Below are 21,630 nucleotides of genomic sequence, written 5' to 3'. Positions count from 1 at the left end.
CGCCTATGGCAAAATTTGCTTTTGTTGTGCCGCCCCTGACCGGGCATATCAATCCTACCCTGAGCCTGGGCGCCGAGCTGCTGCTGCGCGGGCATGCCGTGGGCTGGATCAGCCTGGAGCCGGCCCTGCAGGAAAAGCTGCCGCCCGGCGGACAATTGCTGCTGGTGCAGTACCCGGCAGAAGCGTCCTCCGGCGATGGCGCGCAATACCTGGATGGTATCCGCCAGCAGGAGGTGTACGGCGTGGAAAGCATCAAATTCCTGTACGACGATGTGCTGATACCGCTGAACCGGTACATGTATCCCGGCATTGCGCAGTGGCTGGAAGATTTTCAGCCGGACGTGGTGATCCATGACCACGAGCTGTTTGCCGGCGCCATCGCCGCGGAAAAGAAAGGCATTCCCTACGCCACGGCAGTTACCGCCCCCGCCGCCGTAAGGGCCATGGACGACCTGCCCAGGATAAAGGAATGGGGCGACCGGAAGATCATAGCGCTGCAGCAGGAGCTGGGGCTGGATACTGACAGGCCCCTGCAGCGTTCCGACGCCTTGACCCTCGTATTTACCTCCCGGGCCTTCTTTGGCGACACGGAGCTGCCGGAGCAGTACCAGTTCGTAGGCCCGGTGATACAGCACCGGCCGGCCGCCATCCCGTTTGACTGGGAGCAGTTCCATAGCATGCCGTATAGAACCAAAGTGCTGGTGTCCATCGGCACCACCTTTGACCACAGCTATAAAAAGGAATTTTTCAGCAAGGTATGCACGGCGCTGGGCCAGGAGCAACTGACCGTGGTAGTGGTATCCGATCCCGGCCTGTTTGATGCCTGGCCCGCTAATTTCCTGGTGTATGAAAAAGTGCCCCAACTGTCATTGCTGCCCTACCTGGATGCCGTGGTATGCCATGGCGGGCATAATACGGTTTGTGAAACACTGGCGCACGGCCTGCCCCTGGTAGTGATCCCCATTGCCTACGACCAGTCCTTTGTAGCCGGCAGGGTGGCGGCCACGGAAAGCGGGCAGCGGCTCAACTTCAAACGGTTCAAAGCGGAGCACCTGAAAAATGCCGTGTGGGAGATACTGGAGAACAGCCGGTATGCCGCCGCTGCGCGACAGTTGCGCGGCTCCTTTGAAAGCGCGGGAGGAACGGTGAGAGCGGCAGGGTTATTAGAACAAATGTGTGTGAATGTGCGAATGTGCGAATGTGCAAATATGCAGATGTGCAAATGAATGCCCGCGAAACATAATATTCCATCATCTGCACATTTGCACATTCGCATATTCGCACATTAAAATATTCTTCTATGTCAAAATTTTTATTCGTCGTTCCTCCTTTCTTCGGGCATATCAGTCCCACGCTGAGCGTAGGGGCCAGCCTGATAGCCCGGGGCCACCAGGTAGCCTGGGCAGGCATCCGGGAAATTGCGCCTGCGCATGTACCTGCCGGCGGGCGGTTCATCGTGCCCCATGCAGAGCTGGAGGAACATTTACCGGAAATACAGCGCATATTAAAACGGCAGGACGATGGTCCGCACATTTCCGGTGCGGAAACACTGAAGCTGGCGCTGGAAGAGACTTACCTCCCCTTCTGCCGGTTCCTGATGAAGGGCCTGCCGCGCATCGTGGACGAGTTCCAGCCGGATGTGATCATCAATGACTGCATCACCTTTGCCGGCGCGATATGCGCCTATAACAAGGGCATTCCCTGCGTTACCACCACGCCGGTGCCGCCGGATGTAGGCGGCGACGCCATGAGCGCCCCTAAAGTGCATGCCTGGTGGGTGCGCCATATCATGGCGCTGCAAGAGGAGTTCGGCATTTATGCGCCGGCATCTGTAGTAAATTCCGACAAGCTGAATATCGTGTTCACCTCGCAGGAATTTTCCGGCATCGCCCACCCGCCGCCGCACATGAAATTTGTAGGCCCGGTAAAAGGGCGGCCCAACGATACGCCCTTTGACTGGAAACGGCTGGACAAGGCGACATCGCCCAAAGTATACGTCTCCCTAGGCACCCTGCTGGTAGATATCCGCCGGGAATTTTTCAGCAAGCTGGTCACCGCCTTTGCAGATCAGCCGCTGACCATCGTGGCCGCCACCAGCCCGGACATCTTTGAGCAATGGCCGGACAACTTCATGGTGCAGGGCTATGTGCCCCAGTCGCAGCTCATGGCAAAAATGGACGCAGTGATCTGCCACGGCGGATTCAATACCGTAAATGATACATTCATGAACGGGCTGCCCATGCTGATCACGCCCATTGCCTACGACCATTTCCATACAGCGTCCCTGATAGAAAAGGCCGGCTGTGGCATCAAGCTGCGCTACAAACGGCTGCGGATAAACGATCTGCGATCCGCCATGTGGCAACTGCTGGAAAACCCGCAGTACCGTAATGCCGCCTCCCGCATACGGGACACCTTCATCCAGGCGGGAGGCAATAGCAAAGCGGTGGAATACCTGGAAACCTTTGTAGAAGAATGTAAAATGATAAATGTAAAATTTCAAATGTAAAAGGCTCCCGCCAACTTTTACATTTTACATTTATCATTTTACATTTTACATTCTAAAAACTGAACACTATCTGATATGAAACGCAAGCTACTTTTCCTGGAGCGGTTCATCTACGCAGACGGCACCATCCCGAAGAACATCACCTTTACGGTAAAGATCCGGGGTGTTGTGAACGAAGCGGCCCTGCGCAATGCGCTGGCGAAGGTGCAGGCCAAGCATCCCCTGCTCACCGTTGGTGTAAAGCAGGACAGCAGGGGCACGCCCTGGTTCGTATCCCCTTCGCCGGTACCCGAGGTGCCGCTGCGGATCGTGGAACGCAGTTCCGAGGAGGACTGGATGCGGGAATCTGAAAAGGAATGCGCGCAGCCTTTTGATATGCAGCAGGGGCCGCTGCTGCGCATGGTATGGATCAGGTCCGGCGTGGTGTCTGACCTGGTGCTGGTGTGCCACCATTGCATCTGCGACGGCGCCTCCATCGTTACCCTCTTCCGGGAAATACTGCTTTTACTGGACCAGCCCGGCCTGGCCATCGGGCAGTATGAGTCCTTCAGCAGCATTGCGGACCTGGTGCCGGACGCCATCCTGTCTGACAAAAAGCTGCAGCGCAAAGGCAGGGTGATCGCGGCGTTGCTGCGCCTGTTCCTCTTCTTTGTGCCAGGTAAAAAACAGATCCGCTGGGGAAAGGACTACACCCTGCGCTGGAAGCTGGACAAGGCCGCCACCGCCGCGCTGGTGCGGCGCTGCAAAGAGGAGCGCACCACCGTACATGCCGCGCTGTGCACCGCCTTCCTGTGGGCCTTCCGCCAGGTAAAAGGCGCCAAAGCTAAGAACCAGGTCTTTTGCCCGGTGAACCTGCGCCGGTACATTACGGAAATAAAAGATGATATGCTGTTCGGGTTTGCCACCAGCATTACGCTCTCCCTGGACAAAGCCCCGGGACTGGATTTCAGCGCGCAGACCAGGAAGGTGAACGATCGCCTGTCGGAAAAACTGGAGAACCTGAAAGTATACGAGGAGCTCATGCTCAACGAATACTACCACCCGGTAGTGAAAAAACTTTCGCAGTACATGAGCACCGCCAGGGGAAACAACGATCTTACCTTCTCCAACATGGGCCGGCTGGACATTCCCAGGCATTACCATTCCTTCGAGGTAGAGACCATCCACAATCCCGTGCTGATATTCAAATCCGCCAACCCGAATGGTATCATTGCCAGCACTTTTGATGATCAACTGAATTTCTCCTTCCTCTCCAACGATGCCTACCTGGCGTACGAAGAGGCGGAGGCCATAAAAAACAAAGCCATGGAATTATTAATGGAAGAAAAAAAGGCGACAACAGTAACGGCTGAAGTAGGAAGTATGAAGTAAGAGGTGGGAAGTAGGACTCCTGCCGCTTACTTCATACCTCATACTTCATACTTCCAGCTTCGTACATAACCGTGCCAGCTTTCTATTGGATCAAAAAAATCCTTTTTATCATGAATAGAAAGCTATTATTTATCGAGCGGTTCATTTATGGAGATGGCTGCACACCAAAAAACATCGCATTTACCGTGAAAATACATGGCACATTCCCGGCACACCGCCTGCGCCAGACCCTGAACAAGATACAGGCCAGGCATCCTCCGCTTACCGCGGGCATAGTGGAAGATGCGCAGGGAACGCCCTGGTTCGTTACACCGGCTGTTATACCGGAAATACCCCTGCGCATCATGGAGCGCTATACAGACAATGACTGGATACAAACAGCAGAAGCGGAATGCCACCTGCCTTTTAACATGCAGCAGGGCCCGCTGATGCGGTTAGTGTGGCTGCAGGGCAAGGAAGCCTCGGAGCTGATGCTGGTATGCCATCATGTAATATGCGACGGCGCCTCCCTCGTAACGCTGTGCCGGGAAATACTGATGCTGGTGGACCGACCGGATACGGAAATAACGCCCCACCCTACCTTTTCCACTATCGGGGAACTGGTGCCGGCAAACATACTAACGGACAAGGGAATACGCCTTAAGGGCAGACTGCTGGTATGGCTGCTGCGCGTATTACTGTTTCTTAAACGCCCCCGTAAGCATGTGCCCCGGGGCAGAAGCTACACCCTCCGCTGGGAGCTAGACCCGGCCGCCACCGCTGCGCTCACAGCGCGCTGCAGACAGGAGCAGGTAACCATACATACCACATTATGCGTGGCCTTCCTGGAAGCGTTCCGGCAAGCGCCGGGTAGCAGAATAGTGCATAACAAAATATATGCTCCCGTAAACCTCAGGCGGTTTTTGCCTGCTATAAAACCGGATATGCTACTGGGCTTTGCCTCCGCCGTAGACCTGAGGCTGGACAACAACCGGGAAGCGGGTTTCTTTGACAAGGCCAGGCAACTGCACAAACAACTGCATCAAAAGCTGGATGCTATAAAGCAGCAGCGCATACTGGTACTTTACGAATGCCAGCATGCGCTGGTACAGAGGCTGGAAAAATATTTTATCGCCGCCAAAGGCAAGCCGGTTTTCACCTTTTCCAACCTGGGCCGGCTGGATATACCGGCCAGCTACCATTCGTTTGAAGTAGTGGCCGTTTACAATCCCGTGCAGGTGTTTAAATCCGCTAACCCGTATTTCATCATTGCCAGCACCTTTGAAGGCCGGTTGAGCTTTTCGCTGCTTTCAGATGATCACTACCTGCCGGAACAGGAAGCAGAAGCTATTAAAAATAAAGTGATGGAACTGCTAATGGGATTACAAGAAGATTCGCATTCATTCATCAGCACATCAGCATATCAGCGCATTAGCACATCAAAAACACAAACATGAACAGGAAATTGATCATTGGCGAAAGGATCATGTACGGCGACGGGCACACGCCGCTCAACAGCGCATTCGTGGCAAAGATCCGCGGTGCTGTCCGCCAGGAAAACCTCCGGCAGGCACTGGCGGCCATACAGGCCAGGCATCCCCTGCTGCAGGCAGGCGTAGCACCCGACAAAAAGGGAATGCCGCATTTTATCAGGAATGCGCAGGTAGCCGCCATACCGGTGCGCATCGTGGAAAGGCAGCAGGACAACGACTGGCAGCGGGAATCCGCGGCGGAATGGAGCACGCCTTTCGATATGCGCAACGGTCCCCTGTGCCGGGTGGTATGGATACGTTCCGCCGAAGTGTCTGAACTGATGCTGGTCTGCCATCACTGCATCTGCGACGGCGCCTCTGTGGCCACCCTCCTGCGGGAAGTATTGCAGTTGCTGGACCAGCCCGGAACCACGTTAACGCCTTACACATCCTTCAACGCCATACAGGACCTGATACCCGCTCCCTACCTGCAGAACAGGCAACTGGTACGGAAAGGCAAGCGCTCCGCCATACTGGCCTGGCTTACCCTGTCCTTTGTGCTGTGGCGCAAAAAGATACCGCCCAAAGGCAAAGACTATCTCCTGCACTGGAAGCTGGACGCCGCCACCTCCGCCGCTTTCGTAGCCCGCTGCAAGGCGGAAGGCACCAGCGTGCACGCGGCATTGTGCGTAGCGGTGCTGCGCGCTTTTCAACAGGTAAAGGGAGACGCCGCCAAAAACAAGCTGATAACGCCGGTGGATATACGCCGCTTTATTAACGCCATCGGACCGGACACGCTGTTTGCCTATGCTCCCACCGTAAACCTTTCGCTGGACCCCGCAGCGCCACCCACTGCCAAAGGCTTCTGGGTACAGGCCTGGCAACTGAAAGAAGACCTGTCCAAAAAAATTGAAGAGCTGAATGTGTTCATACAACTGATGATCGGTGAATATATCCATGCATCCGCCGGCAAACTGGTAAAATTGTTAAAGGTCACCAGTGGCAGCCATGACGTTACTTTCTCCAACATGGGCCGGCTGAACATACCGGAAAGCTACCAGTCCTTCGAGGTGGAAACCATTTACAGCCCTACGGTGGCCTTTCCGTGGAGAAACCCCAATACCCTGGTCACCACCACGTTCCGGGGGCAGATGGATTTTGTGTTCATGTCAAACGACAGCTTTCTCTCCTGCGAGGAAGCGACAGCGATCCGGGAGGCCGCCATGCGGCTGGTGACGCAGGAGGTGAAGACCGGGGCCGCGTTAACAAATGCGTTAACGAATCATTAGCATAATCCAGCTAAAGAATTCAGATATTCGAAGGGACATTAAATGAATTTTCCTATTTCATCAGTAGGGCCGGATATCTATCCGGCCCTGTACTTTTTATACGTATGCCAGGTCGCTCCGCGCATGCATTAAAACAGTAATTTGTATCTTGCCTTCATGAATCATAGCCCAGGCTTGATAAGAATAATATTCATTACTGTTAGCTATCTGCTCTGCTCCGCTTACTACTGTCACGCCCAGCAACTGTTAAGAAAAACAGTTACCGTTCATGCAAAGCGGCAACCGCTGGTGCAGGTGCTCAATGAAATAGGCAGGCAGGGCGGCTTCCATTTTTCCTACACCAGCGACGCCGTGCGGAACGACAGCCTGGTAACCCTGGCCGCCCGGGATAAGCCCGTGCGGCAGGTGCTGGACATGCTGCTGGGGCCGGGCCTCCGGTACCGGGAAGTAGGCGATCATATCATTATCCAGCGTACCGCACCGGACCTTTCCCGCTCCTACACCGTCAGCGGCTACGTAAAGGACCGGGAAACGGGCATGACCGTCGTGAATGCCACCGTATATGAAAAACAGCAATTCATATCCACGCTCACCAATGACCAGGGCTTTTTCCGGTTGCGGCTAAAGAGCAATGAAAAATACGCGGCCGCCATCACCGTGAGCAAGGACCTGTACCGGGACACCACGCTGACCGTGCATGCCGGCCAGGACCAGGAAATGGCCGTCACCATCCGGCAGGCCCAGCCCGTAATGCTGGCCCCGGTGGAAGTAAGCGTGGAAAAAACCTGGCTGGGCAAGTTCATACTGTCTTCCAAACAACGCATGCAAAGCCTGAACCTGAGCCGCTTTTTTGCCGACAAACCTTTCCAGTACTCGCTGGTACCCGGCCTGGGCACGCACGGCAAGCTGGATGCGCAGGTGATCAATAAATTCTCCGTGAACACGGTGGGCGGTTATGCCTATGGGCTAAACGGTTTTGAAATAGGCAGCGTTTTCAACATCGATAAAAAAGATGCCAAAGGCTTCCAGGCCGCCGGCGTGTTCAACATGGTAGGCGGCGAGGTAAATGGCGTGCAGCTAGCAGGTGTGCACAACTTTGCACTGGACACGGTGGAGGGCTTCCAGGCGGCGGGCGTATTCAACGTGGTGAAGGGAAGTGTAAAAGGCGCGCAGATGGCGGGCGTGTTCAACATGGCCGGCGATTCCATCAGGGGCCTGCAGGCGGCGGGCGTATTCAACATAGCGGAAAAAAAAGTGAATGGCGCGCAAATGGCCGGCATATTCAACAGGGCAGACCATTCTGTAAAGGGCTTCCAGGCGGCCGGCGCAGGCAATATCAGCTCCGGGGAAGTAAGGGGCCTGCAGGTAGCGGGCATCTTCAACTACGCCGGGCACCTGAAAGGCACGCAGATCGGCATCGTGAATATTGCCGACACCTCTTCCGGCTACAGCATCGGCCTGCTGAATATTGTGCGCAAAGGCGGCTACTACCGCTTAGCCATATACGCCAACGAGGTAACCCTGCTGAACCTGGCCTTTAAGTCAGGCAGCCCGCGGCTGTATGGCATTTTAACGGGCGGCCTGCATCCCGTTTACAATAAAAGGGCCTTTACATTGGGCTATGGCCTGGGGCGGGAATGGCCTTTTACTGAAAAACTGTCGCTGACTACGGAGCTGACCTCCCATAACCTTTACCTGGGTGAATGGGACCGCTCGGCACTGCTGCTGCGCCTGCAGCCGGCGCTGAATTACCGCCTGGGAAAATACTGCACCCTGTTTGCCGGTCCGGTCCTTTCCATTTATTCCGCACAGGGAACGGTACCGAAGACCGGGTACCGGCAAAACGATCCCGGCGTCATTGGCTGGAGCGCAGGGATCAGCTTATTTTAAGTATATTGGATCAACTATTTTATCAACCGTCTATTCACTGCTTATGAGCACCTTACGCTTTACCGCAGCCCTGGCGCTGCTGCTACCCTGCTGCCTGCGGGCGCAGGAAACGCCTGTAGACACGGCGATGATGCAAAAGATCAGGACCGAAGCCTTTGCGCATTCACAGATCCCGTTTATCGCGCATTACATGACGGATGTGGCCGGCCCCCGGCTCACCAACTCCCCCGGGTATTTACACGCCGCCCGCTGGATCGTGCAAACATTGCGGCAATGGGGCATACAGAAGGCCGGGCTGGAGCCCTGGGGCGAGTTTGGCAAAGGCTGGCGCTCCACCATGTCCTACGTGGCGCAGAAAACGCCTTACTACCAGCCGCTGATCGCCTACCCCCATGCCTGGACCGCCGGCACCGGGGGACTGGTAACCGGGCCCGTGGTGATGCTGGACACGCTTTCCGAAGCGGCCATTGACCAAATGGGCGACGCCATCAAAGGAAAGATCGTGATGGTGCGGCCCCGCCCCCGGGATACCGTGCTGGCATCCGCCTTTACGCCCTTTGCCACCCGTTATGCAGACACCACCACCTTCAGCGAGCTGCCGGATATGTATATGATTGAGCCCGGCGGGGTGGCCAAATATGCCGGCATCTTCAAAAGCAGGAACGAAACCCGGCAATACCTGGCGGATAAAGGCGCCATTGCCCTGCTGAATCCCTCCCGCCCCAGGGGAAGGGATGGTACCGTATTCGTAGCCGGCGGGGTGTACTACGCCAAAGGTTATACGCCGCCGTTGCCGGAGATCGCCCTGTCCACGGAGGACATGCTGCGCATCTACCGCCTGCTGCGCTCCGCGCAGGAGGTGACGCTGGAAATGAACATTCAGAACCAGTGGGACAGCACCGATACGCAGGGCTATAACGTGATAGGCGAAATACCCGGCACGGATAAAAAGCTGAAAAGCGAGCTGGTTATGCTGGGCGGCCACCTGGACTCCTGGCATAGCGGCACGGGCGCTACAGACGATGCCGCAGGCTGCATCGTGATGATGGAGGCCATGCGCATTCTCAAAGTCCTGGGCGTGCAGCCCAAACGCAGCATCCGCATGGCGTTATGGGGTGGAGAAGAACAGGGATTGCTGGGCTCTTTCGGCTATGTAAAGAAACATTTCGGCAACCCGGCCGATATGCAATTACTGCCGGAGCAAAAGAAAGTATCCGCCTATTACAACCTGGATAACGGCTCCGGCAGGATCAGGGGCATTTACCTGCAGAACAATGAAGCAGTGGGCCCTGTGTTCCGGAACTGGCTGCAGCCCTTCGCGGACCTGGGCGCTACCGGCGTTACTATCAGCAACACCGGCGCTACGGACCATCTTCCTTTTGATGCCGTAGGAATTCCCGGCTTCCAGTTCATACAGGACCCGCTGGAATACAACACCCGGACGCATCACAGCAATATGGACACCTACGATCACCTGGAGATGGAAGACCTGAAACAGGCCGCCGCCATTGTAGCCGCTTTTGTCTATAATACCGCCATGCGGGACGAAATGCTGCCGCGCAAGCCGTTGCCCAAAGCAGCACGTTTTGTATTTGATGTAGATTTCCCGCTGTAAGGTCAGGCGATACGATTGTTATTCACCTGCTTTGCCGCAGATGGGTCTGCCTGGTAGGTCAGCACAGACCCGTTTTTTAATACTTCCACTACCCGGTATCCTTTGTAATCTGTGCCCCAGGTGCCGGCTACGTGTGCGTCCCAGAAATAGTATTTCCCGTCCTTTTCCCTCATGCCGTCCTCGTCATGATCATGCCCGTGGAATACAGCCTTCAGGTTAGGCTGGCGGCTGAAAAGGTCCACAATATCCGGGCGGTCAATGCCGTACTTGGTCCATTTCATCGGCGTAATGTGCATGAACACGAAGAGGTGCTTGTGCGAGCTATATTGTTCCAGCAAAACTTTGGTGCGCTCCAGGTCCGGGCCGGTGTATACGCCTTTTATATCTGCGGTGTTCAGGATAATGAAGCCGGCATCTTTCTTTTCAAACCCGTGATCGAAAGGCATGCCCCACACTTCCTTCCAGTGCGACTCTGCTGTCATATCATGGTTGCCGTGCGATACGTAGTAAGGCATTTCCAGCCGGTCCCAGGCCGTTTTTGCCTGTGGCAGGAACACGGGATCGTTGTGAAAGATATCGCCGTTCACCACCACAAAATCCAGCCCGCGGTCTTTTGCCTCTGCATTCAGCCAGTCCGCCATTTGCCGGTGGCGGGCTTCATAGTCGGATTTTGGTTCCCCATAGTGTCCGTCAGACGCCAGCGCAAAGCGGAGGCGGATATCCTTCCGCGCAGGCAGGATGAAACCAGCGGGCATAAAAGCCGGCAGGGCATTGCCCATACCCAGGAGTATTACACTTTTGACGGTAGACTGCAGGAAACTTCTGCGGGAGAGCGCCATAATAGTTCTGAAATTTTCAACAATAATAACGATTTGTATCGACAGTGCTCCATTCCAGGTTGCCGCTGATCATGGCCCGCAGGTAGGTGAGATAGCGGGCCAGCTCCTTGCCGGTGGCCTTGTCCAGCACCGGCAACTGCTGTTCCAGCCGCAGGTACTGCGCCATATCTTCCGCATGTATGCAGGCGGCGGCTTCCATGGCGGCTTCCATTGACAGGCCCCGCTCCTGCTGCAGCACCAGCACCAGGTTATGCATATCGCCCGCTTGCTGCTCCTTGCGCAGGGAAAAAAGATCGTTCACCCAGCACACGATCCGGGCCGGCAAGTGCATTAACTGCCTTACCACCGGGTGCCGGTATACTTCGTAGGGCAAACGGATGTTCTCCGCATACGTAATAGCGCATACGTTAAAAGGCGCGGCGGCGATATAGGGGCGCATTGCCAGGTATTTTTCCAGGGTGGGCGGCGTACCGGCGTCCAGGTTGCCGGCTTCCCATATGCAGGCATGAAAATACTCCCGGATGGTAGCGGCAAACCAGCTCCGCCATTCCGCATCCGCCGCGTGCTGCGTACGTTCCCAGGCATCGCTGAACGCCACCTCAAAAGGATGGCCCTCACCGCGGAACACTCTTTTATGCTGGTCCATGACCGCCGTAAGGCGGGCCGTGTTGCCCTCCCAGTAGACTTTCTTTTGCCCGCGGGGCACCGCATCGCAGCGGTCGTCCATGATAAAGAACAGGAAATTGTAATCGGCCAGCAGGCGCAGGGCCTGGAAACCGGCGCTGTAGTACAGCCTGCCTACCAGGGCATTGAGCTGCATTTGCCGGTAGCGTGCCAGCATGGCTTCGTTCTCAATAAGATCGTATTTCACTGCCCAGTTGATGGTATATACATCCACTGCAGCCGTATGGGGGTTCATGCCATACGTAAAGGGATAGCTGATCCGGGGAAACGGAAGGGTTTTCATATGTGCCTGTAATGGTTATTCCCCCTGAATATATAAAACAGGCGGGAAAGATCATAGCATCTATACAAACAAATGCAGTATCAGCACGCCTAACAGCCCTACAACGGACACGATGGTTTCCATCAGTGACCAGGAACGGAACGTATCTTTCAGGGACACGTTGAAGTATTCCTTGAACAGCCAGAAACCGGCATCGTTCACATGGGAAAAGAACAGGCTGCCCGCGCCGATGGACAGCACCATCAGGCTGGGGTCTACATGCAACTGCGCGGTCACGGGCGCAATAATGCCCGCTGTAGTCAAACCCGCTACCGTAGCGGACCCCAGCGCCAGCCGGATCACGGCGGCAATCAGCCAGGCCAGCACCAGCGGCGGAATATTCCAGCCCTGCAGCGCCGTAGCGATCTGCGTGCTCACGCCACTGTCCACGAACACCTGCTTCAGGATACCAGCGCCGCTGACAATGAGCAGCACCATCGCCACATCCTTTACCGCTTCTGCGTAAATGCCCATGATGCGTTGCATGGACATGCCCATGCGCCGCCCCAGCGAGAAAGTGGCAATGATGATGGTGATCAGCATCACGATCGTGGGCTCCCCGATAAATGTAAGGAAGGTCTTCAGCGGTCCGTCGCCGGGCAGCAGGAACAGCAGCAGGGTGGTAACGATAAGCAGCAGCACCGGGAGCAGGGAAGACAAAAGGCTGTTGAGCGTACCGGGCAACTGGTCTTCCGGCATCGGGGCCGCCCTGAAAGATTCCAGCGGTTTGGCCTCAATTTTTTTCAGTGACCGTGAAAAGACCGGCCCGGCAATGATCACGGCAGGAATGGCCACAATGACGCCATATATCAGCGTGAGGCCCATATTGGCGTTGAACTGCACTACCAGCGCAGCCGGCGAAGGATGCGGCGGCAGGAAGCCATGCGTAACCGAAAGCGAAGCCAGCATCGGCAGCCCGATGTATACGGCCGGGAGCTTGTACTGGTAGGCCACAGAAAATATCAGCGGCACGATCAGCACAAAGCCCACGTTATAAAAAAGCGGGATGCCGATGATAAAGCCGGTCAGCATGAGGGCCCACTGGATATACTTTACGCCAAAGATCTTCATGAGCACGGAGGCAATGCGCTGCGCCGCCCCGCTGTCTGCCACGAGTTTGCCCAGCATGGCCCCCAGTACGATCACCACTACCAGCGATCCCAGCATGTCGCCAATGCCTTTGTTCACGGACTGCGGGATATCATTCAGGGGAATGCCCAGCAGCAGCCCGGTAACAATGGATACGACGAGGAAAGCCAGGAAGGGGTTTACCTTGCCCCAGGTGATCAATAGGATTAAAGCAACTATGCAGAGGAAAATGATGAGTAAAGTCATGGAATGTCGTAATGTTTTAATGCGAGTCCCGGCTTACTTCAGCACCAGAATGGCCGGTAAGGAAATCAAAATCAGCGCCTTTGTCCGCCTGCAGCACATGCCGCACATACAGGCTGGCATAGCCGCGGTCATAGGGTGTTTCGGTTTGCTGCCAGCACGCCTTTCTTTGCTGCAGTTCCTGCTCCGGCACATCCAGGTGCAGGCGGCGGCCTGCTACGTCCAGTTCTATGAAGTCGCCGTTCTCCACCAGGGCCAGCGTGCCGCCGATGGCGGATTCCGGGGACACGTGCAGCACTACCGTACCATAGGCGGTGCCGCTCATGCGGCCGTCGGAAATGCGCACCATGTCCGTCACGCCTTTGTCCAGCAGCTTTTTGGGCAGGGCCATATTGCCTACTTCCGGCATGCCGGGGTAGCCTACCGGCCCTACGTTCTTCAGCACCATTACACAGGTTTCATCTATATCCAGCGCAGGATCATCAATGCGTGCATGATAGTCCTCGATGGTCTCAAACACCACGGCCCTGCCGCGGTGCTGCATCAGCGCCGGCGTGGCGGCAGAAGGTTTGATCACTGCCCCGTTCTCCGCCAGGTTGCCTTTGAGCACGGCAATGCCGGCTTCCGCTATCAGGGGCTGTTTGTATGGATAGATCACATCTGCATTATAGCAGGTGCAGGTATCCTGTATGTTCTCCGCGTGCGTTTTGCCGGTAACGGTGATGGCGTCCATATGCAACTGGTCCCGCAGCTCGTTGATGATCACGGGCAGGCCGCCGGCATAATAGAAATCTTCCATCAGGTATTTGCCGGAAGGCATCAGGTTCAGCAGCAGCGGCACATGGCTGCCCAGGCGGTCAAAATCCTCCAGGTGCAGGTCCACGCCCACCCTGCCTGCAATGGCCGTGAGGTGAATGATAAAGTTGGTGGACCCGCCTACCGCCGCATTTACCCTGATGGCATTCTCAAAAGCGGCGCGGGTCAGTATTTTGGACATTTTCAGGTCTTCTTTCACCATCTCCACGATCCGCCGGCCGGACAGGTGCGCCAGTACCTTCTTGCGGGAATCCACCGCCGGTATGGCCGCCGCGCCGGACAGGGACATGCCCAGCGCTTCCACCATGCAGGCCATGGTAGAGGCGGTGCCCATGGTCATGCAATGGCCCGCGCTCCGGGACATGCAGCTTTCTGCAAAGAGGTAATCCTTGGGCGTCATTTTCCCGGTCTTCATATCATCGGCAAATTTCCACACATGCGTGCCGGAACCGATCTGCTGCCCCTGGAAACGGCCGTTGAGCATGGGACCGCCGGGCACCACGATGGTGGGCAGGTCCACGCTGGCGGCGCCCATTAAGGTGGAGGGCGTTGTTTTGTCGCAGCCGGTGAGCAGCACCACGCCGTCTACCGGGTTCCCCCGGATAGATTCCTCCGCATCCATGCTGGCCAGGTTCCTGAACAGCATGGCGGTAGGTTTCAGCAGGGTTTCGCCCAGCGACATGATGGGAAATTCCACGGGGAAGCCGCCGGCTTCATACACGCCGCGCTTCACGGCAGCGGCAATATCGCGCAGGTGCGCATTACAGGGCGTAAGCTCCGACCAGGTGTTGCAAATGCCGATCACCGGGCGGCCGTCAAAAAGGTCTTCCGGGAAGCCCTGGTTCTTCATCCAGCTCCGGTAGATGAAGCCCATTTTATCTTTTTTGCCGAACCAGTCTGCGCTTCTGAATGTGGACATCGGGTATTCATTTAAAAACGTGAAATCTGTAAGATGCTATGCGCACAACTTACAAAAAATGTATCAGGTATTATAGTACTTCCGGAGCAGGTTTTCGAACATCCTTTCCGGCAGGTATTTCTTCAGGATCACGGATAGTTTTTCTATGGGCTTGCCTACGCGGTAGTAACGCTTTACGCGGCGGGCCTGTATGATCTTTTCTATAACGGGACCGAATATACCGGGATCAGCACCATGATCGATGCTGGCGTCAATGGCGGCATAGCCGCTTTCAAAACGGTCCCGGTAAGGCGAGTCTTCCGGCAGGGAGGAACGGAGCCGGTGGGCGTTGATGCCGGTATGCACCGCTCCCGGCTGCAGGCAGCAGGCCTGTATGCCCCAGGCGCCCACCTCTAACCGTAACGCCTCTGTGAAACGGTCTACCGCCGCTTTGCTGGCGCTGTAAATACCCCGGTAGGGCAATCCTGTTTCCGAGCCAATGGAGCTGACGTTAATGATCAGGCCCCTGCCCTGCCGGCGCATATGCGGCAGCACCGCCTGGCAGGTGCGCAGCACGCCCAGTACATTGGTGTCAAACACCTGCTGCACATCTTCCTGGGAAAGATGTTCGGTAACGCCGGCTATGCTCAGCCCGGCATTGTTGACCAGCACATCAATGCGGCCCTCTTTTTCAATAACGGCCGCTATCGCCTCCTGCACGCCGGCATTGTTGTTCACATCCATCTGCAGCGTGTGAAAAGGCAGCGCGCCCGGCTGAATATGCCGGGAGGTGCCGTATACCGTATAGCCTTTGCCGTGCAGGTAGTTGCCGATGGAGGCGCCCAGTCCTGCAGAAGCGCCGGTGATCAATATAACGAGGGACATGCAGTATTATTTTTTCGTGGTCGTATCCCGGTAGGCTTCATAAGCCGCCACCAGTTGTTTAAACAACACGGACAGCGCTTCCCAGGCGCCCTCCTCTACCAGTTGCCTGGGAAACAACTGGCTGCCCATGCCCAGGCCGGCAGCGCCGGCGGACAGGAAATCCGTAAAATTATCCACCGTGATGCCGCCCGTGGGCAGCAACTGCAGGTAGTCCATCGGCGCCAGCACCTCCCTGATGTATTCAGCCCCCAGCCTGGTGGCGGGAAACACCTTTACCATGGTAGCACCCAGGTGCCAGGCCCGGTATATTTCCGTAGGCGAGTAAGCCCCGGGAAAGACTGGTACCTGCCGCTGCACGCAGGCGTTGATCACGGTTTCTTCCAGGATGGGCGTAACAATGAATTGCGCGCCGGCAGCCAGGGCGGCGTCCAGGTCCTCCGGCGTGCACACGGTGCCCGCACCGATGTTCAGCCGGCCGCCAAATTCCTGCACCAGCCGGGTAATGGTAGTGGCGGCCTCGCCGGAGTTCATCGTTACTTCCAGGTTCGTAAGCCCCGCTTCACAGTAATAACGGGCCAGCACCGGCACCGTTAGCGGCGGCATATTACGGAGTATGCCTACTACGGGTATTTTATTAAATAGTGTTTGTGAAAATTTATGTGACATGATGTGCTGTTAACTGACGGAATATTTTATACTGTCCCCTGATCACGGCCTCCTCCGCCCATTGCGTGGGAAACACCGTAGCGCGCGGCGCCAGCTCCAGTACCTGCAGGGCCATGGCGTAAGCCGCCTGCAGATGCGCCCCGCCGCACAGGTATATATGCGCCGGCGCCTGCTGCAACGCCTGCAGTTCCGTGCCTATCAGCAGGCCGCTCAGGTAATCCAGGTTAGCTGCTTTGGTAGTATCGCCCAGCAGATAACGGGCCCTCACGCCGAAGGCCGTGTGCAGCAGGTTGCCTGCGGCGCCGGCCTTTACCCCTTCGCTGAAAGTGCTGTGCAAGGCAGGCGGCGGCAATGCTTCCAGGCCGGCCACCGTTTCCTTCAGCACGCTGTGGCGGCGCAGCAGGTCAAACAGCTCCCCGGTCATGTAAGTGCGGAAGCTCCTTACCTGCCCCTGCTGCACCTGTATATGCTTGGAGTGCGTGCCGGGAAAAATAAAGATGCCTTCCGCCGTATCGTGGTCCTCCATGATACAGCCGGCCAGTTGCGTTTCTTCGCCACGCATTACGTCCTCTTCGCTGCGCACGCCGGACAGCAGCAGCACATCGCGGGGAAACGCCGCCGTAGCCCGCGCCCGGTGCACCACGGCATCCGCGCCGTTCACGGCAAAAGGCAGCGTAGCGTAAGGCAGCTCCATCATACCGATAGCCGCCGAAGCCATCCCGGAAATGATCAGCGGCGCCTGTGCCGGCACCGGGCCTGTATGTTGCTCCATGGCGGCAATAGCGGGGGTAACAGCATCCAGGTAAAACTGCCAGCGGGCCGCGGCATCCTGCCGGGCAGCAGCCTGCCAGGCCTGCCACGTAGCGGCAATGCCCTCGCGCGAACGCTGTTCTGCAAGGATAACGAGGTCCGGGACCCGCACCCAGCGCAGGCGGAAGGAAGAAGTGCCCCAGTCGCAACTCAGGAAAGTATCCATGGGGGTAAGTTAGCTAAAAGCACTGGCATTTCTGTGCGATTAATTGTATTTTGTAGGATCAACCAAAATCTTGAAAGGCCCTATGATGAGACTCCCGCTTTTACTCGTGGTGACCATTGCACCTGTGCTCGCAATGGCGCAATCCAAAACATTTGACCAGCGTATCGCCGGCGTTAAAGATTCCGTGATTGCCTGGAGAAGACAGTTGCACCAGCACCCGGAACTGTCCAACCGGGAATACAAAACGGCCGCCTACGTAGCGGCGCACCTGCGGCAAATGGGCCTGGAAGTGCAGACCGGCGTTGGCAAGACCGGCGTGGTGGGCATCCTGAAAGGCGGCAAACCCGGGCCGGTAGTAGCACTGCGCGCAGACATGGATGCGCTGCCGGTGTTTGAAAGAGCGCCCGTACCCTTCCGCTCCGTGGACTCTGCAGAATACCTGGGGCAACGGGTGCCCGTGATGCATGCCTGCGGGCATGACACGCACGTGGCCATCCTCCTGGGCACGGCCAAAGTATTGAGCCAGCAGCAAAAAGAGGTGCCCGGCACCGTGAAGTTCATTTTCCAGCCGGCGGAGGAAGGCCCTCCCGGTACGGAAGAAGGCGGCGCGCCGCTGATGATCAGGGAAGGCGTAATGGACAACCCGAAAGTGGACGCCATCTTTGGCCTGCACATCAATTCACAGACGCCCGTCGGCAAGATCAAGTTCAAACCCGGCGCAGAGATGGCTTCCAGCGACTGGTTCGTGGTGAAGGTGAAAGGCCGGCAGTCCCACGGGTCGCAGCCCTGGAGCGGCATTGATCCTATCGTGGTGGCGGCGCAGATCATCCAGGGCTTCCAGACCATTGTGAGCCGGCAGATGGCGCTTACCAAAGCCCCGGTAGTGATCACCGTAGGAAAGATACACAGCGGCGTGCGCAGCAACATCATACCGGAAGAGCTGGTGATGGAAGGCACCATCCGCACCCTGGACAGCAAAATGCAGCAGCAGGTGCATGAAAAGATGCGGCTTACCGCTACCAAAATAGCGGAAGCTTCCGGCGCTACCGCGGAGGTAAGCATCGATACCAAAACCAAGGTCACCTACAATGACCCGGAGCTGGTGAAAATGATGACACCTTCCCTGGAAGCGGCCGCGGGAAAGGAAAATGTAATGGAAACGGAATGGACCACCGGCGCAGAGGATTTCTCTTTCTTCGGCGACAAAGCGCCTGCCTTCTTCTTTTTCCTGGGCGGCATGCCGGCCGGGCAGGACCCGGCCAAAGCAGCGGCGCATCACACCCCGGACTTTTACATTGACGATTCGCGCCTGGACGTGGGGGTAAAAGCGTTCTGCCGGCTAGTGATGGACTACGGGAAGCTGAAGGGAATGTAAAATGATAAATGTAAAATTTCAAATGTAAAAGTTAGAGAAAGTATGCAATTAAAGCAGCAAGGCTAGATTGAAACATAGCTGCCGACTTTGATATTTTACATTTATCATTTTACATTTATTATTCTATTATTTCGCCGGCTCCTTCACAGCCTGGCGCGCCAGCAGCTTCCATTCGCCACCTTCTTTCAGCCATACCAGCAGTATTTTCAGGGCTACCTTGCCCGGCTTGCCATTGTCGTTGGTGGCGGCATGCAGCACATGGCGCACAATGGCGGTATTGCCGGCAACGGTAATGGTCTGGTCCAGCAGGTCAATGCTTACGAAGTCGGAACCTCCGCTGGCAATATGCTCTACAAAAGTGGGCTTATCCTCGATCAACCCGCTGGAGTGACCGTAGGTAAGGCGGCTGTCCGCCAGGTTCTCCAACGCGGTCCTTTCGCCGTCTATCATGGCTTTGCGCATATTTTCCACGGCGGCGGCCACGGCTTTTTCATCTTTGGATTGTGCGAAGGAAAGCTGTGCTATCATGCACGCAACGAGGAATAATAAAGGGCGTTTCATGTGTTCAAGTTTGTTTTTCAACTATTAAATATACACAATCACATAAGAAATTCTAAGCGATCCGTTTATAGTACTTCCTTTTCTTCCAGGTGCTGCAGCACGGCTTCCCGTTCCAGCCAGGGCGTGCGCAGTTCTTTCGCGGACAGGAGCTGCAACTGGTCGCCGCTGTGCCGGCTGCCGGGTTGTGTGGCATTGCCGTAGCTGAGCAGCACTTTTGCCTTTACTTTTTTGCCGAATGATACAATGGCGACATAACTATCGCCGGCAACGGCGGTATATTTTTTATCCCTGCCGGGGCGGTAGTCTATCACGCGGAATATCCCGTAATGACCGGGACCGCCATTGCCCGCATAGTCGTAACCGTTAACCCGGAAACGGGCGGCCTGTCCCCAGGGTACATCCAGCCGGCCATAGCCTGCCTGTACCTCGGCCGCGGCATCGGCCAGCAACTGCACCGCCGCTTTCGGATCTTTCAGGCCGTCCGGCGTTTCCACCGGGTTGTCCGGGCTCCAGGGTATTTTGTACATGCTTTGAGGAAGCTTGTCAAACCATTTGGTAAACAGCACCGCACCGGTGCTGGCGGAATCCGCCATCCGGTCCCACTGCTCCAGCACTGCGGCGGCTCTCACAGCGGCCGTATCGGGATACCGGCGCACCGCTTCCAGCAGGTCGTCCAGGAAACGGTCTGCGGCCCCCATGCGGGTGCTGAGCTTGTAGCTGACCAGTTCATCAAAGGTAATGGAGGAGTCGCTGCGGATCATGTTCACTGCGCGCTGCTGCCGCTGGTACATATAAACGGGCGCCATATAGGGCGGGTAATCTGCGGGGCGCAGCAGCGGCGGGTAGGTGCAGGTCCAGGGCGGATCATTGGCGTTCTGCAGGAAACCTGTCGGGGGATTCAGCAATTGGGGCAGGTCCCGGTAGGGATGCGTTTTTTGCCAGATGTAGGCGGATTTACTGCCGTCTATCATCTGCTGCCAGAACTCCCAGTCTCCCTGCGGCCGCACTGGTATATTCCCGGCAAACAGGTAGGAAATATTGCCCGCATCATCGGCATATACCACGTTGAACATGGGTAGCTGCATCCGTTGCAGCGCCGCTTCAAACTGTGCACGGTTAGCGGCCTTTCCCATCTCATGCCACTGCAGCATCAGGTGCGGGCGATCCGCCATGCCCGCTATCCTGACAGCGCAGGCTTCCCCGTTCTTTCCCGTGATGACCGGTCCCTGCCTGGCATATTTCAACGTAAGGGACTGCTCCCGGATGCTGCCGTCTCCCTGCTTCACTTTCAGCGATACGGTTCGCTGCCGGAAGGGCACTTTTTCATTATCCAGCAGGTAGGTGCTGCTGTCCTGCATTTTCAGCTCGTAACGGTCTACCGCATCCAGGGGATTGACCGTATGCGTCCATCCCAGGTGATCGTTAAAGGCAATGGCCAGCACCGGCACGCCTATCAGCGTAGCGCCGTAAGCGTGATAGCCCGGCGCGCTGAGCTGCGCTTCAAAGAAAAGGTACAGGTTGCCCCAGGGTAGATGCGGGTTGGCTACCAGCATGGCATGACCGTCTGCAGAGCGGGAAGGACCAATGGCGATGGCATTGGAGCCACGGCTTCCCAGTTGCAGGGCTTCTTCAATATCATCCGGCGCCAGGAATTGTATGTATAATACCCGCAGGCCGTGCGCCATCACATCGATAGCCGTTACCGGCAGCACCTGCTTCAGGGCGGGGCCGATGGCTTCCGGGTGCGCTGCCGCATAGGCGTTCACGCCTTTCACAAAGGCGTCTATACAGGCTTTAAAGGCCGGTTCCTGCTGCGCATAGTGTTGCCTGGCCAACTCCGGGATATTGAAAAGGTGGATGAGCTGATCCATCTGCACCTGTTCTTCTCCCCAGTATTCAGCGGCCCGGCCCCTGGCCTGCCCGTACAGTTGAAGTACCAGGTTGGCGTGATTGTGCATCTGCGCCCAGCCAAAGCCATAGTACATGTCGGCCATATTGCCGGCATACACATGCGGCACACCGTAGGTGTCCCATAGTATTTCAGGTTTTTCCTGCTGAGCATAGCTGGTGTGGGCAAGAAGGCATAGCAGGGCAACGGGCATTGACTTGTGTAATCGCATCTTCCAGGTTTATTAGGGAAGAGGTAAGATA

The 21,630-nt window shown here is 56.5% G+C and carries 17 protein-coding genes; 8 read left to right on the top strand and 9 right to left on the bottom strand.

The window, feature by feature from the left end; translation table 11 throughout:
* Window positions 1-5: 5 nt before the first annotated feature.
* From LX66_RS16960 to LX66_RS16930, 7 genes are all read left to right on the top strand, one after another.
* Entirely contained in the window at window positions 6-1,226 is a 1,221-nt protein-coding gene (locus tag LX66_RS16960) for a glycosyltransferase (RefSeq protein ID WP_145715566.1), read from the top strand.
* A gap of 74 nt (window positions 1,227-1,300) precedes the next feature.
* Window positions 1,301-2,509, top strand: coding sequence for a glycosyltransferase (locus LX66_RS16955; protein ID WP_145715565.1), 1,209 nt, complete (start codon window positions 1,301-1,303; stop codon window positions 2,507-2,509).
* A 75-nt stretch (window positions 2,510-2,584) separates the two neighbouring features.
* Window positions 2,585-3,880: a condensation domain-containing protein gene (locus LX66_RS16950; RefSeq protein WP_145715563.1), complete on the top strand. Its 1,296-nt coding sequence runs from the start codon at window positions 2,585-2,587 to the stop codon at window positions 3,878-3,880.
* Between the two features lie 110 nt (window positions 3,881-3,990).
* A complete protein-coding gene (locus LX66_RS16945) occupies window positions 3,991-5,316 on the top strand; it encodes a phthiocerol/phthiodiolone dimycocerosyl transferase family protein (RefSeq protein ID WP_145715561.1) in 1,326 nt (441 codons plus the stop codon).
* Window positions 5,313-6,620, top strand: a complete 1,308-nt coding sequence (locus tag LX66_RS16940) for a condensation domain-containing protein (RefSeq protein ID WP_145715560.1) — start codon at window positions 5,313-5,315, stop codon at window positions 6,618-6,620. The genes LX66_RS16945 and LX66_RS16940 overlap by 4 nt, the downstream gene beginning before the upstream one ends.
* A gap of 174 nt (window positions 6,621-6,794) precedes the next feature.
* Window positions 6,795-8,510 carry an STN and carboxypeptidase regulatory-like domain-containing protein gene (locus tag LX66_RS16935; protein ID WP_145715558.1) on the top strand — a complete coding sequence of 572 codons (1,716 nt, stop codon included), beginning with the start codon at window positions 6,795-6,797 and terminating at the stop codon, window positions 8,508-8,510.
* Between the two features lie 43 nt (window positions 8,511-8,553).
* Window positions 8,554-10,125: a M28 family metallopeptidase gene (locus tag LX66_RS16930; protein WP_145715556.1), complete on the top strand. Its 1,572-nt coding sequence runs from the start codon at window positions 8,554-8,556 to the stop codon at window positions 10,123-10,125.
* 2 nt (window positions 10,126-10,127) lie between these two features.
* Here the strand turns inward: LX66_RS16930 and LX66_RS16925 are convergent, their stop codons facing one another.
* The 7 genes from LX66_RS16925 to LX66_RS16895 all read right to left on the bottom strand — a co-directional run bounded on the left by LX66_RS16925 (window position 10,128) and on the right by LX66_RS16895 (window position 17,543).
* On the bottom strand, window positions 10,128-10,964 hold the full coding sequence (locus tag LX66_RS16925; protein WP_145715554.1) for a metallophosphoesterase family protein: 837 nt from the start codon (window positions 10,962-10,964) through the stop codon (window positions 10,128-10,130).
* A gap of 16 nt (window positions 10,965-10,980) precedes the next feature.
* Window positions 10,981-11,931 (bottom strand): terpene synthase family protein, encoded by a 951-nt coding sequence (locus LX66_RS16920; RefSeq protein WP_145715552.1) that lies wholly within the window; start codon window positions 11,929-11,931, stop codon window positions 10,981-10,983.
* 60 nt (window positions 11,932-11,991) lie between these two features.
* Window positions 11,992-13,305, bottom strand: coding sequence for a gluconate:H+ symporter (locus LX66_RS16915; protein ID WP_145715549.1), 1,314 nt, complete (start codon window positions 13,303-13,305; stop codon window positions 11,992-11,994).
* Between the two features lie 16 nt (window positions 13,306-13,321).
* Entirely contained in the window at window positions 13,322-15,037 is a 1,716-nt protein-coding gene (locus LX66_RS16910) for an IlvD/Edd family dehydratase (protein WP_145715547.1), read from the bottom strand.
* A gap of 63 nt (window positions 15,038-15,100) precedes the next feature.
* On the bottom strand, window positions 15,101-15,901 hold the full coding sequence (locus tag LX66_RS16905) for an SDR family oxidoreductase (RefSeq protein ID WP_145715545.1): 801 nt from the start codon (window positions 15,899-15,901) through the stop codon (window positions 15,101-15,103).
* A 6-nt stretch (window positions 15,902-15,907) separates the two neighbouring features.
* The gene (locus LX66_RS16900) at window positions 15,908-16,567 is read right to left on the bottom strand and encodes a bifunctional 4-hydroxy-2-oxoglutarate aldolase/2-dehydro-3-deoxy-phosphogluconate aldolase (RefSeq protein WP_145715542.1); all 660 of its coding nucleotides are present in this window, start codon (window positions 16,565-16,567) and stop codon (window positions 15,908-15,910) included.
* The gene (locus LX66_RS16895) at window positions 16,557-17,543 is read right to left on the bottom strand and encodes a 2-dehydro-3-deoxygalactonokinase (protein ID WP_145715540.1); all 987 of its coding nucleotides are present in this window, start codon (window positions 17,541-17,543) and stop codon (window positions 16,557-16,559) included. The genes LX66_RS16900 and LX66_RS16895 overlap by 11 nt, the downstream gene beginning before the upstream one ends.
* An 82-nt stretch (window positions 17,544-17,625) precedes the next feature.
* On the opposite strand from LX66_RS16895, the gene LX66_RS16890 reads away from it, so the two are divergent.
* Complete coding sequence (locus LX66_RS16890; protein ID WP_145715538.1) at window positions 17,626-18,918, top strand: amidohydrolase; 1,293 nt, start codon at window positions 17,626-17,628, stop codon at window positions 18,916-18,918.
* A gap of 126 nt (window positions 18,919-19,044) precedes the next feature.
* On the opposite strand, the gene LX66_RS16885 is transcribed toward LX66_RS16890, so the two are convergent.
* Both LX66_RS16885 and LX66_RS16880 read right to left on the bottom strand, forming a co-directional pair.
* Window positions 19,045-19,479 (bottom strand): nuclear transport factor 2 family protein, encoded by a 435-nt coding sequence (locus tag LX66_RS16885; RefSeq protein WP_145715536.1) that lies wholly within the window; start codon window positions 19,477-19,479, stop codon window positions 19,045-19,047.
* Window positions 19,480-19,544: 65 nt separating this feature from the next.
* A complete protein-coding gene (locus tag LX66_RS16880; RefSeq protein WP_211366264.1) occupies window positions 19,545-21,599 on the bottom strand; it encodes an acylase in 2,055 nt (684 codons plus the stop codon).
* Window positions 21,600-21,630 lie beyond the last annotated feature (31 nt).

Source organism: Chitinophaga japonensis (assembly GCF_007830125.1).
Lineage (GTDB): Bacteria > Bacteroidota > Bacteroidia > Chitinophagales > Chitinophagaceae > Chitinophaga > Chitinophaga japonensis.
The sequence above is the reverse complement of the archived record's forward strand: the minus strand, read 5'-3'. Positions and strand labels throughout refer to the sequence as shown.

Coding starts and splice junctions, on each gene's coding strand:
- LX66_RS16940 (WP_145715560.1), top strand. CDS start 5,313: ATGAACAGGAAATTGATCATTGGCGAAAGGATCATGTACGGCGACGGG.
- LX66_RS16925 (WP_145715554.1), bottom strand. CDS start 10,964: ATGGCGCTCTCCCGCAGAAGTTTCCTGCAGTCTACCGTCAAAAGTGTA.
- LX66_RS16905 (WP_145715545.1), bottom strand. CDS start 15,901: ATGTCCCTCGTTATATTGATCACCGGCGCTTCTGCAGGACTGGGCGCC.
- LX66_RS16880 (WP_211366264.1), bottom strand. CDS start 21,599: ATGCGATTACACAAGTCAATGCCCGTTGCCCTGCTATGCCTTCTTGCC.
- LX66_RS16890 (WP_145715538.1), top strand. CDS start 17,626: ATGATGAGACTCCCGCTTTTACTCGTGGTGACCATTGCACCTGTGCTC.
- LX66_RS16900 (WP_145715542.1), bottom strand. CDS start 16,567: ATGTCACATAAATTTTCACAAACACTATTTAATAAAATACCCGTAGTA.
- LX66_RS16915 (WP_145715549.1), bottom strand. CDS start 13,305: ATGACTTTACTCATCATTTTCCTCTGCATAGTTGCTTTAATCCTATTG.
- LX66_RS16895 (WP_145715540.1), bottom strand. CDS start 17,543: ATGGATACTTTCCTGAGTTGCGACTGGGGCACTTCTTCCTTCCGCCTG.
- LX66_RS16920 (WP_145715552.1), bottom strand. CDS start 11,931: ATGAAAACCCTTCCGTTTCCCCGGATCAGCTATCCCTTTACGTATGGC.
- LX66_RS16930 (WP_145715556.1), top strand. CDS start 8,554: ATGAGCACCTTACGCTTTACCGCAGCCCTGGCGCTGCTGCTACCCTGC.
- LX66_RS16910 (WP_145715547.1), bottom strand. CDS start 15,037: ATGTCCACATTCAGAAGCGCAGACTGGTTCGGCAAAAAAGATAAAATG.
- LX66_RS16885 (WP_145715536.1), bottom strand. CDS start 19,479: ATGAAACGCCCTTTATTATTCCTCGTTGCGTGCATGATAGCACAGCTT.
- LX66_RS16945 (WP_145715561.1), top strand. CDS start 3,991: ATGAATAGAAAGCTATTATTTATCGAGCGGTTCATTTATGGAGATGGC.
- LX66_RS16955 (WP_145715565.1), top strand. CDS start 1,301: ATGTCAAAATTTTTATTCGTCGTTCCTCCTTTCTTCGGGCATATCAGT.
- LX66_RS16960 (WP_145715566.1), top strand. CDS start 6: ATGGCAAAATTTGCTTTTGTTGTGCCGCCCCTGACCGGGCATATCAAT.
- LX66_RS16950 (WP_145715563.1), top strand. CDS start 2,585: ATGAAACGCAAGCTACTTTTCCTGGAGCGGTTCATCTACGCAGACGGC.